10 protein-coding genes are annotated in these 13,255 nt (G+C 74.3%); 6 read left to right on the forward strand and 4 right to left on the reverse strand.

The window, feature by feature from the left end; all coding sequences use genetic code 11:
• Positions 1-22 precede the first annotated feature (22 nt).
• Positions 23-1,510 carry a protoporphyrinogen oxidase gene (gene hemG / locus OG900_08535; protein WUH90143.1) on the reverse strand — a complete coding sequence of 496 codons (1,488 nt, stop codon included), beginning with the start codon at positions 1,508-1,510 and terminating at the stop codon, positions 23-25.
• Positions 1,511-1,753: 243 nt separating this feature from the next.
• On the opposite strand from hemG, the gene OG900_08540 reads away from it, so the two are divergent.
• Positions 1,754-2,887: a DUF4349 domain-containing protein gene (locus OG900_08540; protein WUH90144.1), complete on the forward strand. Its 1,134-nt coding sequence runs from the start codon at positions 1,754-1,756 to the stop codon at positions 2,885-2,887.
• A 15-nt stretch (positions 2,888-2,902) separates the two neighbouring features.
• Here OG900_08540 and hemE read toward each other — a convergent pair whose 3' ends face one another.
• The gene (gene hemE, locus OG900_08545; GenBank protein ID WUH90145.1) at positions 2,903-3,961 is read right to left on the reverse strand and encodes a uroporphyrinogen decarboxylase; all 1,059 of its coding nucleotides are present in this window, start codon (positions 3,959-3,961) and stop codon (positions 2,903-2,905) included.
• An 86-nt stretch (positions 3,962-4,047) separates the two neighbouring features.
• On the opposite strand from hemE, the gene OG900_08550 reads away from it, so the two are divergent.
• The 5 genes from OG900_08550 (at position 4,048) to OG900_08570 (ending at position 10,817) form a co-directional block, all read left to right on the forward strand.
• Positions 4,048-4,677, forward strand: a complete 630-nt coding sequence (locus OG900_08550) for a DUF3000 domain-containing protein (GenBank protein ID WUH90146.1) — start codon at positions 4,048-4,050, stop codon at positions 4,675-4,677.
• A 196-nt stretch (positions 4,678-4,873) separates the two neighbouring features.
• Entirely contained in the window at positions 4,874-5,542 is a 669-nt protein-coding gene (locus OG900_08555) for a response regulator transcription factor (GenBank protein WUH90147.1), read from the forward strand.
• Between the two features lie 384 nt (positions 5,543-5,926).
• Complete coding sequence (locus OG900_08560) at positions 5,927-7,177, forward strand: ribonuclease D (GenBank protein ID WUH90148.1); 1,251 nt, start codon at positions 5,927-5,929, stop codon at positions 7,175-7,177.
• Between the two features lie 272 nt (positions 7,178-7,449).
• Entirely contained in the window at positions 7,450-8,694 is a 1,245-nt protein-coding gene (locus OG900_08565) for an acetyl-CoA C-acyltransferase (GenBank protein ID WUH90149.1), read from the forward strand.
• Positions 8,691-10,817 (forward strand): 3-hydroxyacyl-CoA dehydrogenase NAD-binding domain-containing protein, encoded by a 2,127-nt coding sequence (locus tag OG900_08570; protein ID WUH90150.1) that lies wholly within the window; start codon positions 8,691-8,693, stop codon positions 10,815-10,817. The genes OG900_08565 and OG900_08570 overlap by 4 nt, the downstream gene beginning before the upstream one ends.
• A gap of 60 nt (positions 10,818-10,877) precedes the next feature.
• Here OG900_08570 and OG900_08575 read toward each other — a convergent pair whose 3' ends face one another.
• Positions 10,878-11,963 (reverse strand): SPFH domain-containing protein, encoded by a 1,086-nt coding sequence (locus tag OG900_08575; GenBank protein ID WUH90151.1) that lies wholly within the window; start codon positions 11,961-11,963, stop codon positions 10,878-10,880.
• Positions 11,960-13,171, reverse strand: a complete 1,212-nt coding sequence (locus tag OG900_08580; protein WUH90152.1) for a peptidoglycan-binding protein — start codon at positions 13,169-13,171, stop codon at positions 11,960-11,962. Before OG900_08580 ends, OG900_08575 begins: the two co-directional genes overlap by 4 nt.
• Positions 13,172-13,255 lie beyond the last annotated feature (84 nt).

Raw genomic sequence — 13,255 nt, forward strand, 5'->3', positions numbered from 1 at the left:
GGCAGTCGAGTCGGTCATGCGGCTATTCTCCCGCGCCGTCCTCGGCGCGCTCGACCAGGGTCCCCAGCACCTCGGCGGCCGCGCGGTGCCCGCTGCCGACGCAGGCGGGGATGCCCACGCCGTCGTAGGGGGCGCCGCAGACCGCGAGGCCGGGGAGCTTGGCGACCTGCTCGCGGATACGCGCGACGCGGTCGACGTGGCCGACCGGATACTGCGGCAGGCCGCCCTCCCAGCGGGTGACGCGGGCGGCGACCGGTGCGGCCCGCAGGCCGACCGCCTCCCCCAGGTCCTCGCGGGACAGCCGGACCAGGTCGGTGTCGTCCCAGGCGAGGTCCGCCTCGTCGCCGTGGCGGCCGACCGAGGTGCGCAGCACCACCGTGTCGCCGCCGGCCGCGTCCTGCCAGCCCCACTTGCGGCTGGAGAAGGTCGAGGCCTTGATCGTACGGCCGTCGACCGGCGGGACGAGGAAGCCGCTGGACCACGGCAGCCGGTTCAGGTCGGCGCGGCGGAAGGCCATGGTGACCAGCGCCATGCTCGCGTAGTCGATGCTGCCCAGGTCGGCCGCGGCGGCCGGCGACTCGGCTCCGAGCAGCCGGGCGGCGACGGGCGCGGGGGCGGCGAGGACCACGGCGTCGGCGTCGACGGCGCGGTCGTCGAGGCGGACCTGCCAGCCGTGCGGCCCGGTCCTGCGCAGCTCGCGCACCGGCGCGGAGGTCTCGATGGTGACGCCGGCGGCCCGGCAGGCGTCGGCGACGGCGAGCGGCAGCCGGCCGATGCCGCCGCGGATGCCGTTGAAGACCGGTCCGGTGCCGGCCCCGGCGGCGGCCTTGGCCTGGACCGAGCGGGCGGCCTCGATCAGCGAGCGCCGGCCGCGGGCCGCGGCGTAGAGCTGGGGGACGGCGGCGCGCAGCGAAATCTCGTACGCGTTCCCGGCGTAGACGCCGCCGAGCAGCGGCTCCACCAGCCGGTCGACGACCTCGCGGCCGAGGCGGGCGGCGACGAAGGCGCCGACGGCCACATCGCCGCCGATCCCGGTGCGCGGCAGGACGTGGTCGAGCGGCAGCCGGGCGAGGCCCGCGGCGGAGAGCACCCCGGAGGCGGCGAGCGGGCCCAGGTCGCCGGGCACGCCCATCACATGGCCCTTGGGCATGGGGCGCAGCCTGCCGCGGGTCCACAGGGCGGCGCCGAGCACGGCGGGCGGCTCCAGGTCGTCGCCGAGGCCGACCTCGCGGGCCAGCCCGACCGCTTCCGGGCGGCGGGCCAGAATCGATTCGGCACCGAGGTCGACCGGCACTCCGGCGATCTCGTCCGCGTGCAGCTTGCCGCCGAGCCGGGCGGAGGCCTCCAGGAGCGTCACCCGGACGCCCGCGCCGGCCAGCCGGTGGGCGGCGGCCAGGCCCGAGATGCCGCCGCCGATCACCACCACATGTCGCCCCGCGGGTCCTGCCTGGGGTCCCGCTGCCCGGTCGCGGGCGGCTGCCTGGTCCGTGCCGCTGTGCGTGTGGCTCATACGTCCACTGTCTCAGACTCCGGATCGAGTTCCGACCGTGACGCCTTCGGTACCGCGGAGCGGCAACGTGACGGCGGGGTCGTCCGTCCAACCGACGGCATGACACAACGGCCCTTGTTCTTGGGGGGATTTGAGATGAGACCCAGCACAAGACCCAGCAGAAGACGCAGTGCAGGACCCGGTGCGGGACCTGCCGCGGGACCTGAGGGAGGACCCGCGGCGGAACCCGCTGCCGGGCGGCGCGTGCCCGGGGCCCGCCGCCACCGGCGCGGCGCCGCCGCCTTCGCGGCACTGCTGCTCGCCGGCGCCCTCGGCGTCGCCGGGTGCAGCGCGTCCGACAACGCGTCCGACGGGGACAAGGCGGCCGCCCCGGCGGACGGCGCCCGCAGCGCGCCGCAGGCCGGCTCGACGGGCGGCGACAGCGGCGGTGGCGGCAGCGCGGACAGCGGCGCCGTGGCGGAAGGTACGGCGCCGAGCGCGCCGGCCGCCGGGAAGGGCGGCAAGACGCCGTCGCTCGCCCCGAAATACCTGGTGCGCACCGCGGAGCTGAGTGTGCGCACCCCGCACGTGGAGGACGCGTTGCAGCAGGCCAGGACGCTGGTCGCCGGTGTGGGCGGCTACTCCGGCGACGAGGACACGGCGGTGGACGCGGCGGGCCACGCCACGTCCACGATCCAGCTGCGGGTGCCGCCGGCGGCGTACGACAAGCTGCTCGACGACCTCGCCGGGCTCGGCACCCTGCTGGGGCGCAAGGTGAGCGTGGACGACGTCACCAGCCAGGTGGTGGACGTGCAGAGCCGGGTGAAGTCGCAGCAGGCCAGCGTCGACCGGGTGCGCAAGCTGATGGACCAGGCGTCGGGGCTCACCGACGTGGTGTCGCTGGAGAGCGAACTGAGCACCCGCGAGGCCGCGTTGGAGGCGCTGGAGGCCCAGCAGGCGTCGCTGCGGGCGCAGGCGGACCTGGCCGCGGTGACGCTGCGGCTGAGCGAGCCGCCGGTGAAGGCGGTGGTGCACAAGCCGGTGGTGAAGAAGGTGCACAAGGACGGCTTCTGGAAGACGGTCGGCAAGGCCCTCGGCGGCGGCTGGCACGCCCTCTACGTGAGCGTGCGGCTCGTGCTGGTCGTCCTGGCGGCGGTACTGCCCTTCCTGGCGGTCGGGGCACTGACCTGGGCGGTCGTCCTGCTGGTGCACCGGCGGTGGCCGCGGACCGCGCCGGCCGCGCCGCCGCGGCGGCCCGGATCGCGGCTGCCGCAGCACCCGCCGGTGCCCGAACCGCGGCAGGACCCGCCCGCGCGGGCGTCGCAGGGGGCCGCGGTGCCGCCCGCGCCCGCTGCTCCGTCGGCCGAGCCGCCGGCGGAGCAGGAGCCGCCGGCCTGACCGGCGGCCGGGCGCTCAGGCCGTCTGCGTGGTGCGGTGGACGAATTCCACCAGGCGGCTGAGGGCGTCCGGGTCCATGGTGGGCAGGACGCCGTGGCCGAGGTTGAAGATGTGGCCGGTGCCGGCCGCGGCCGCGGCGTCCAGCACCTCACGGGTCTTCGCCTCGACGGCCGCGGTCGGGGCGAAGAGCACCGCCGGGTCGAGGTTGCCCTGCAGGGCCTTGCCTGGCCCGACCCGGCGCGCGGCCTCGTCCAGCGGCACCCGCCAGTCGACGCCCACCACGTCGGCGCCCGCCTGGCCCATCAGGCCGAGCAGCTCGCCGGTGCCGACGCCGAAGTGGATGCGGGGCACCCCGTATCCGGCGACGGCGTCGAAGACCTTCGCCGAGGACGGCATCACGTAGCGCCGGTAGTCGGCGGGCGACAGCGCGCCGACCCAGGAGTCGAAGAGCTGCACCGCGCTGGCGCCGGCCTCGATCTGCACCTTCAGGAAGGCCGAGGTGATGTCCGCGAGCCGGTCGAGCAGGTCGCGCCACAGCTCGGGGTCGCCGTACATCAGGGCCTTGGTGCGCTCGTGGTTGCGGGACGGGCCGCCCTCCACGAGGTAGCTGGCCAGTGTGAAGGGGGCGCCGGCGAAGCCGATGAGCGGGGTGGCGCCCAGCTCGGCGGTGAGCATGCCGACGGCCTCGGTCACATAGCCGACGTCGGTGGGCTCCAGGTCGCGCAGCCTGGCCAGGTCCTGCCGGGTGCGGATCGGGTCCGCGACGACCGGCCCGACGCCCGGCTTGATGTCCAGGTCGACGCCGATCGCCTTGAGCGGCACCACGATGTCGCTGTAGTAGATCGCCGCGTCCACCCGGTGCCGCCTGACGGGCTGCAGGGTGATCTCGGTCACCAGCTCGGGCCGCGTGCACGATTCGAGCATCGGGATGCCCTCACGCAGCTTGAGGTACTCGGGCAGGGACCGCCCGGCCTGCCGCATGAACCACACGGGGGTGTGCGGCACCGGTTCGTTCCGGCAGGCACGGATGAAAGGGGAAGCAGCGGTCTGCTGGTGCGCACTCACAACCGGCATCCTCCCACGGCGGCGCGGGCACCCAGTTCCGGGGCCTCGGGTGTTGTTGCGCACGCGAGGGGCGCCGGCGCCCTAGTCTTCCGGGCATGGCAGCGGTACATGGGCAACTCGGCGAGGACGACGGGGTCCCCTTTCCCTTTCGGCATGCGGTGGAAGCCCTGCGGGGGGCGCGGGTGCGGTCCGAAGTGCGGATCGAGGAGGTGACGGCGCCGCGCCGGCTGGCCTCGTACGCCTACGCGCTGGAGGCCACGGTGGTGGCCGACGGCGAGGAGCTGGCCGACGGGCGGGTGGTGGTGCTGCACGAACCGGCCGGCCACGACGCCTGGCACGGCACCTTCCGGCTGGTGACGCTGGCCAGGGCCGACCTGGAGCCGGAGATGGCCGGCGACCCGCTGCTGCCCGAGGTGAGCTGGTCCTGGCTGACCGGCGCGCTGGCCGCCCGCGGCGCCGACCACGACGAGCCGAGCGGTACGGTCTCGCGCGCGTCCTCGCACTTCTTCGGCGGCCTCGCCGACCGGCCTGACGAGACCAGGATCGAGCTGCGCGCCTCGTGGTCGCCGCGGGAGCGGCCCGGCGGGCTGATCGACGTGACGGCCCATCTGGCGGCCTGGTGCGATCTGCTGTGCACCTGCGCGGGCCTGCCGCCCGCCGAGGGCACCGACGCGTCGGTACGCGGTACGGCCGGGGTGGTGCCGCTGCCGAAGCGGCGCACCTGACTGACGGGCCGACAGCCCCGGGTGCCGCACGGCGGCGCCCGGGGCACAGCTGTGCCCTGCCTGCTCTGGCGTTCGATCGGCCGTCCGATTTGCCGGAAATAATGCTCAATAAATCGTGATCTTTCCCTAAAGCCCGGAGCAATTGCTGCCGAAGGAAGTGATGACCATTCCAGTCCCCTTTGCCACAGGAGGCCCGGTGTCCGTTCTTCTCGAGCAGCCCACGAGCCTGGTCGCCTACCGTCCCAGCAAGCCGACGGCCATGGTCGTCGTAGCCGACCCCCGCGTCCGCTCCACTGTCACCCGACACCTGTGGGCTCTCGGAGTTCGCGATGTGATCGAGGCCTCGTCGATCGCCGAGGCCCGGCCCCGGGTCGGTAACCCCCGCGACATCTGCGTCGCCGACGTCCATCTCCCCGACGGTTCCGGCCTGACCCTGCTCGCCGAGACCCGCGCGGCCGGCTGGCCCAACGGCCTCGCGCTCTCCGCCGCCGACGACATCGGCGCGGTACGCAACGCCCTCGCGGGCGGCGTCAAGGGCTACGTCGTGACCGGTACGCGCAACAGCCCCGGCTCCATGGCCGGCCGCCCCGGCCTCGCCCCCCTCGGCGCCACCGCTGCGCGCATGCAGCGCCGCCCCCCCGGCGCCAACGGCCATCCTGGCAGCGGTTACCGGGAGCTGTCGGGGCGCGAGGTGGAGGTGCTCCGGCTCGTCGCCGAGGGCCAGTCCAACAAGGCGATCGGCGTCTCCATGGGCCTGTCGGCCCTGACCGTCAAGAGCCACCTGGCCCGTATCGCCCGCAAGCTCGGCACGGGTGACCGCGCCGGCATGGTCGCGGTCGCGCTCCGCACGGGCATCATCCACTGACCCCTCCGGGGGCGGAACGTTCCGCCCCCACCTCCGCCACTCCCTGCGGGGGGCTGTTCCGGACTCCACAGTCGCGCTGCGTGGGGGCTTGTCGCGCAGTTCCCCGCGCCCCTGGGCGCGTGCCTCCTCCTGTTGCGTTCACAGTTGCGGTCCGCTGTGGCCGGCCGCGCAGTTCCCCGCGCCCCTTTGGGCCCGCGTCCTCCTGCGCCCAGGCGGTTGACTCTGGCAGGGGCTGGGCTCCGCGCAGAGGGCACGCGTTTTTCAGGGGCGCGGGGAACTGCGCGACAAGCCGTCCGCCGGGGGAAGGGCCCGGGAAAGGGGGCGGGGGCACCCCGGGAGGGACGAGGGAACCCCCGGAGGGCGTGGCACGGGTAGCCTTGACAGGTGACCGACGCCAGAGAGACCGCAGCCCCGGAAGAAGAGGCGGCGCCGGTTCCGCTGCTGGACCCGCGCGAGGGCATCCCGCCGGTGACCGCGGACCCCGAGGCTCTCAAGGAAGTCGTCGCGGCCTTCGCCGCGGGTTCGGGCCCCGTCGCCGTCGATGCCGAGCGCGCCTCCGGCTACCGCTACGGGCAGCGGGCCTACCTGGTCCAGCTGCGCCGCACCGGAGCAGGGACCGCGCTGATCGACCCCGTCGGGTGTCCCGACCTGTCCTCGCTGGACGCCGCGCTGCACGGCACCGAGTGGGTGCTGCACGCCGCCACCCAGGACCTCCCGTGCCTCGCGGAGCTCGGCATGCGTCCCACCTCGCTGTTCGACACCGAGCTGGCCGGGCGGCTGGCCGGCTTCCCGCGGGTCGGGCTCGGCGCGATGGTCGAGCAGGTGTTGGGCTTCGCCCTGGAGAAGGGCCATTCCGCGGTCGACTGGTCCACGCGCCCGCTGCCCGAGCCGTGGCTGCGGTATGCCGCGCTGGACGTCGAACTGCTGGTCGACCTGCGCGACGCGCTGGAGGAGGAGCTGCGCACCCAGGGAAAGCTGGAGTGGGCGCTCCAGGAGTTCGCGGCGATCGCCGCGGCCCCGCCGCCGGCTCCCCGGGTGGACCCGTGGCGCCGCACGTCGGGCATGCACAAGGTGCGCAGGCGGCGCCAGATCGGCGTGGTGCGCGAGCTGTGGCTGGCCCGCGACCGTGCCGCCCGGGAGCGGGACGTCTCGCCGGGCCGGGTGCTGAGCGACGCGGCGATCGTGGCCGCCGCGCTGGAGAGTCCGCCGAATGTGCACGCGCTGGCCGCGCTGCCCGGTTTCGGGCACCGGATGGGCCGCCGCCAGCTCGACCAGTGGCAGGCGGCGGTGGACAAGGCCCGCGGCCTTCCCGAGCGGGAGCTGCCGCAGCCGACGGCCGCGTACACCGGGCCGCCCCCGCCGCGCGCCTGGGCGGACAAGGACCCGGCTGCCGCCGCCCGCCTGTCGGCGGCGCGCGCCGCGGTCACCGGCCTGGCGGAGGAGCTGAACCTCCCGCAGGAGAACCTGATCACGCCGGACACCGTCCGCCGGGTCTGCTGGTCGCCGCCGGGCGACCGCTCGGCCGAGGCGGTCGCCGCCGCGCTGGCCGAGCTGGGCGCCCGCCCGTGGCAGATCGGGCTGACGTCGCCGCTGCTGGCCGAGTCCCTCACGGCCCGCCCGCCGACGGCGGAGTAGCCCCTTTCCGTGTGACCTACGCCGCTTCCCCGAGTTGAACTGTCCCCAACGGTTACCCGCGAGTAGCATGACCGTGAGTCGCGTTCACCCTTCGTGGTGCGCGCCCTCGTTCACCATCCCCCCGGGTGGGTGAGCGAGCCAAAGGGCGCGCCGGTGTCGAAAGGGAGAACGCGCGGAGGCCCCCGAGGAACGAGGGGGTCGAGCACGATCGACTGTCGGCACCGGGTCAAAAGCGCCCGGAGGCGAGCGAACACAAAAAAAGGGAGTACCTCGTGCCCCGTACTGCGAGGGACGTCGTCTTCGTCGACGGCGTCCGTACCCCGTTCGGCAAAGCGGGCCCGAAGGGCATTTACCACGAGACCCGCGCCGACGACCTGGTGATCAAGTGCATCCGGGAGCTGCTGCGGCGCAATCCTGACCTCGACCCGGCCCGTGTCGACGAGGTCGCCGTCGCCGCGACGACGCAGATCGGCGACCAGGGGCTGACCCTGGGGCGTACCGCGGGCATCCTGGCCGGGCTGCCGACGACCGTGCCCGGGTTCTCGATCGACCGGATGTGCGCCGGTGCGATGACCGCGGTGACGACGACGGCCGGCGGGATCGCGTTCGGCGCCTACGACGTGGTGGTCGCGGGCGGTGTCGAGCACATGGGGCGGCACCCGATGGGCGAGGGCGTGGACCCGAACCCGCGGTTCGTCTCGGAGAAGCTCGTGGACGAGTCCGCGATGTTCATGGGCATGACCGCGGAGAACCTGCACGACCGCTTCCCCCGGCTGACCAGGGCGCGGGCCGACGAGTTCGCGGTCCGCAGCCAGGAGAAGGCCGCGAAGGCGTACGCCAACGGCCGGATCCAGCAGGACCTGGTGCCGATCGCGGTCCGCCGCACCAATGCCGAGGCCGGTGAGACCGGCTGGGGCCTGGCGACCGCTGACGAGCCGATGCGCCCCGGCACCACGCTGGAGCAGCTGGCCGGGCTCAAGACGCCCTTCAGGCCGCACGGCCGGGTCACCGCGGGCAACGCGGCGGGGCTCAACGACGGTGCGACGGCCTCGCTGCTCGCCGCCGAGGACGTCGCCGGGGAACTGGGCCTGCCGGTGCGGATGCGCCTGGTGTCCTACGCCTTCGCGGGTGTCGAGCCGGAGGTGATGGGCATCGGCCCGATCCCGGCGACCGAGAAGGCGCTCGCCAAGGCGGGCCTGGGCATCGAGGACATCGGGCTCTTCGAGGTCAACGAGGCCTTCGCCGTCCAGGTGCTCTCGCTGCTCGACCACTACGGCATCGCCGACGACGACCCGCGGGTCAACCAGTACGGCGGCGCCATCGCCTTCGGCCACCCGCTGGCCTCCTCCGGGGTGCGGCTGATGACGCAGCTGGCCCGGCAGTTCGAGGAGCAGCCGCAGGTGCGCTACGGCATCACCACGATGTGTGTCGGCTTCGGCATGGGCGGCACCGTCGTCTGGGAGAACCCCCACTGGAGCGGAGCGGCCATCCAGCACAGCGACGGGAGCGGCAAGTGAGCACCACCACCGAACTTCTCAAGGGTGCGGCCGAGCTTTTCCCCGGCGAGGTCGTCACAGCCGCCCAGGTGCGGCACATCGACCTGCCCGGCGCGGGCCGCTTCGCGCTGATCACGCTGGACAACGGGCTGGACCACACCAAGCCGACCACCTTCGGCCCGCAGTCGCTCGCCAACCTGAACACGGCGATCGACCAGGTCGAGAAGGAGGCGGCGGACGGCGCGATCACCGGCGTCGGCATCACCGGCAAGCCCTTCATCTTCGCGGTGGGCGCCGACCTCAAGGGCGTGGAGCTGCTGGGGCGGCACGAGGACGCGCTGGCCATCGGCAAGGGCGGCCACGACGTCTTCAGGCGGCTGTCCTCGCTGGCCGTGCCGACCTTCGCCTACTACAACGGCGCGGCCATGGGCGGCGGCGTCGAGGTCGGCCTGCACTGCACCTACCGCACGGTCTCCGCGTCGGTGCCGGCCTTCTCGCTGCCCGAGGTCTTCCTCGGCCTGGTGCCCGGCTGGGGCGGCTGCGCGCTGCTGCCGAACCTGATCGGCGCCGACCGCGCGGTCACCGTGATCATCGAGAACTCGCTGAACCAGAACCGCCAGCTCAAGGGCGCCCAGGTCTTCGAGCTGGGCATCGCCGACGCGCTGTTCGAGGCGGCGGACTTCCTGGAGCAGTCGCTGGCGTGGACCGCGGCGGTGCTCAAGGGCGAGATCGAGGTCGTACGCCCCGAGGTGGACCGCGGCGACGCGTGGGACCAGGCCGTGGAGCGCGGGCGCTTCGTCGCCGACGGCAAGGTGCACGGCGCGGCCCCCGCGGCCTACCGGGCGCTGGACATCATCGCGGCGGCCAAGGACGGCGACCTGGCGCGGGGCTTCGACGCCGAGGACGCGGCGCTGGCCGACCTGATCATGGGCGGCGAGCTGCGCAGCGGCATCTACGCCTTCAACCTGGTGCAGCGGCGCGGCAAGCGCCCGGTCGGCGCCCCCGACAAGGCGCTGGCCAGGCCCGTGTCCAAGGTCGGCGTGGTCGGCGCGGGGCTGATGGCCTCGCAGCTGGCGCTGCTGTTCGTGCGCCGCCTCGAAGTGCCCGTGGTGCTGACCGACATCGACCAGGCGCGTATCGACAAGGGCGTGGCCTACGTCCACGGCGAGATCGACAAGCTGCTCGCCAAGGGCAGGCTCGGCCAGGACGCGGCGAACCGCTACAAGGCGCTGGTGACCGGGCACCTCGACAAGGCCGCGGCCTTCGGTGACGCGGACTTCGTCATCGAGGCGGTCTTCGAGGAGATGGGCGTCAAGCGCCAGGTCTTCGCGGAGCTGGAGGCGGTGGTGCGCCCTGACGCGATCCTGGCCACGAACACCTCCTCGCTGTCGGTGACCGAGATGGCCGCGAAGCTCGACCACCCGGAGCGGGTGGTGGGCTTCCACTTCTTCAACCCGGTCGCGATCCTGCCGCTGCTGGAGATCGTCCGCGGTGAGGGCACCGACGACCCGTCGCTGGCGACCGCCTTCGCGGTGGCCAAGAAGCTGCGCAAGACCGCGGTGCTGGTCAAGGACGCGCCGGCTTTCGTCGTCAACAGGATCCTGACCCGCTTCATGGGCGAGATCCAGAACGTCATCGACGAGGGCACCCCGGTCGCGGTCGCCGAGAAGGCGATCGAGCCGCTGGGCCTGCCGATGTCCCCGCTGGTGCTGCTGGAGCTGGTCGGCCCCGCCATCGGCCTGCACGTCTCGCAGACGCTGCACGGCGCCTTCCCCGACCGCTTCACGGTCTCGGAGAACCTGGCGGCGGTCGTCAAGGCCGGCAAGCGCGGCTTCTACGTCTACGACTCGGGCCGCCCCGAGCTGGACCCGGAGGTCACGGCGCTGCTCAAGCAGGGCGACCGCGTGCTGACCGAGGCGCAGGTGCGGGAGCGGGTGCTCGACGCGGTCGCGCAGGAGATCGGACTGATGCTGGACGAGGGCGTGGTCGCCGAGGCGCAGGACATCGACCTGTGCCTGATCACCGGCGCCGGCTGGCCCTTCCACCTGGGCGGTGTGACCCCCTACCTGGACCGTGAGGGCGTCTCGCAGCGGGTGAACGGCAAGCCGTTCCTGGCTCCGGGTGTCGCGAGCGTCCCGGCCTGACCCGGGCGCGGGTGAGGGGGCGGGGCCGTCAGCGGCCCCGCCCCCCTTCCGCGTCCCGGCTCAGCCCTGCGGCCGGCCCGCGGACGCGGGGGCGGCGAGCAGGGCCACCGTCAGATCGCGGACCAGCGACTTGCGTTCGTAGTCGTCCAGCTCCACCAGGCCGCGCTCGGCGATCCCGCGCAGGGTGTCGGACACCGCGGTCAGCACGCCGTCCAGCACCGCCCTGCGCTGCCTGGCCTCCAGCGACGCGATCCTGGCCCGGCGCATCGCCGCCGCGACCTCGGGGGCGTAGTCCAGCCGGACCGGGGTCACCGAGAAGACCTCGACCCCCGCCTCGCGCACCGCGCCGGCCACCAGGCGCCCCAGCTCGTCGCCGAGCCGGTCGCAGTCCCGCAGCGTGACCGCGTCACCGCGGAAGTCGTCCACCGGGTGCCTGGACACCGCACGGGCGATCGCCGCCTCGACCTCCTCGCGCAGCAGCCGGGTGCAGTCGTCCACCGCGAAGGCGGCCCGCGCCGTCTCCCTGATCCGCCACACCAGCAGCACCGTGACCTGGACCGGGGTGCCGTGGGCGTCGACCGCGTCGATCGGGCGGCTGCGCCAGTGCCGCAGCGACACGTCCATCGGGCGCCGCCGCAGCAGCGGGCTGATCCACAGCAGCCCGGTGCGGCGGACCGTGCCGCGGTAGCCGCCGTGCCGGGTGAGCACCAGGACCCTGCCGGGCCGGCCGCGGGTCAGCCCGCAGGCCGCCAGCGCGGCGACGGCGCCGATCAGCACCAGCCCGCTCCACAGCCCGCTCCCCCGCACCACGTCGTCCGGCGCCCCGGGCAGCAGCCCGCCGGTCGGCGGCAGCGGAAGCAGTCCGGCCCGCCACAGCAGCCACCCCGCGACCCCCACCGCGGCCGCCAGCGCGGTCCCCGCCGTCCAGCCGGGCAGGCACGGCCCGGACCGCTCGGCGAGCGCGTCGGCGGGCGGCTGGACCCGCGGCATCAGCAGGGTCTGCTCGGTGGAGGGCCCCGACTGCTCGGGGAGGTCCGCCTTGGCGTGGTGGTCGACGCGATCGGCGGGCGCGGAGCCGTCGGCCTGCGCGCGCGGCTCAGGGCCTTCCGCGGGCCCGGTGGGCGCGGCGGTGTCGGGTGATGTCACGAGAACAGTCGCCTCCACGTCTCGGGGCCTGGATATCCGTCGGCGGTGCGGCCCGACCAGCCCTGGGCGCGCTGGAAGGCCTCGACCTTGCGGCGGTCGGCCTCGTGCCAGTCTCGGCTGGGGCGGTAGCCCGCGCCGAAGCCCTTGGCGACCAGCCGGTGGCCGAGCGCCAGGACGCTGTCGTTGCTGCGCCCGGGGCGGAAGGAGCCGGCCCCGGGAAAGGGCGGGGCCGTGGACGTGCCGCCGGTCACGCGCAGCGTGGCGCCGGGGATGTCGTGGCCCTTGTGGTGGACCAGGTAGGACCACGTGACGGGGCCGGGCAGGCCGTCGGCCTTGGCACCGGTCCAGCCCTGGGCGCGCTGGAAGGCGGCGGTGGCGGCGCGGTCGGCCGCGCTCCACACCGGCCCGGGGCCGCCCCGGAAGTAGGCGGCGGCGCCCCGGCCGACCAGCAGTCTGCCGAGCCGGGTGACGGCGGCGCCGGAGCGGCCGGTGCCGAGGGCGTCCCGGCCCGTGAAGCCGGCGGCGGGGCGGCCGGCCAGGTACCGGTAGCGGTAGGGGACGTACTTCGCGGAGTTGTCCCAGTAGGCGTAGGGCGTCGTCCTGACCCTGGCGGTCGGGACGGTCTGCTCGTAGGCGGTGTAGCGGGTGTGCGAGCTGTTCGCCCAGCCGGCGAAGATCAGGGCGTGGGAGCCCTTCTGCGGGTCCGCGGTGTTGTGGAAGAGCAGCATGTCGCCGGGCCGGAGGCGGTCGCGGGTGATGCGGACCGCGTAGTCGGCGAGATCGCCGGTCCAGGCGCTGGCGCCGAGTCCCCAGGCCATGGAGACGAAGCCGGAGCAGTCCTGCCGGTAGCCGTCCTTCCAGTGGGCGGTCAGGCTGTACGGCACCCCGGCCGTCACCCATGTCCTGGCGCGTTGCAGGATCTGCGTGCGGGTCAGCCGCAGCGGGACCGCCGCGACGGGCGCGGCCTGGGACACGTGGCCCGTGGTGTGGCCGGTGGCACCGGCGGGGCGGGGTACGGCGGCGACGGCGGCCGCGGTGCCGCCGAGCGCCGTGCCCGCGACGGCGGCCACCACCAGGACTCTGGTGGCGCCGGTGGCGGAGGGCCCGCAGGTGCCGCGGGCCATGGACTCGGCGAGGCGCTGCCGGGCGCAGCCCTCGCAGCCGCACGCGGGCGGTGGTTCGACGTCGTCGAACAGCGGCATCGACATGCGCACCACTCCTCCGTGATCGGGCGTCACATCCTCTTACTACCCGATTTACCCGGAATGTTGACGAAACCGGAGAGATCGGTA

This window comes from Streptomyces sp. NBC_00433 (genome assembly GCA_036015235.1).
GTDB lineage: Bacteria > Actinomycetota > Actinomycetes > Streptomycetales > Streptomycetaceae > Actinacidiphila.

Excerpts from the sequence above, each read along its gene's own strand:
- hemG (WUH90143.1), bottom strand. The coding sequence starts at position 1,510 with ATGAGCCACACGCACAGCGGCACGGACCAGGCAGCCGCCCGCGACCGG.
- hemE (WUH90145.1), bottom strand. The coding sequence starts at position 3,961 with ATGCCGGTTGTGAGTGCGCACCAGCAGACCGCTGCTTCCCCTTTCATC.
- OG900_08550 (WUH90146.1), top strand. The coding sequence starts at position 4,048 with ATGGCAGCGGTACATGGGCAACTCGGCGAGGACGACGGGGTCCCCTTT.
- OG900_08580 (WUH90152.1), bottom strand. The coding sequence starts at position 13,171 with ATGTCGATGCCGCTGTTCGACGACGTCGAACCACCGCCCGCGTGCGGC.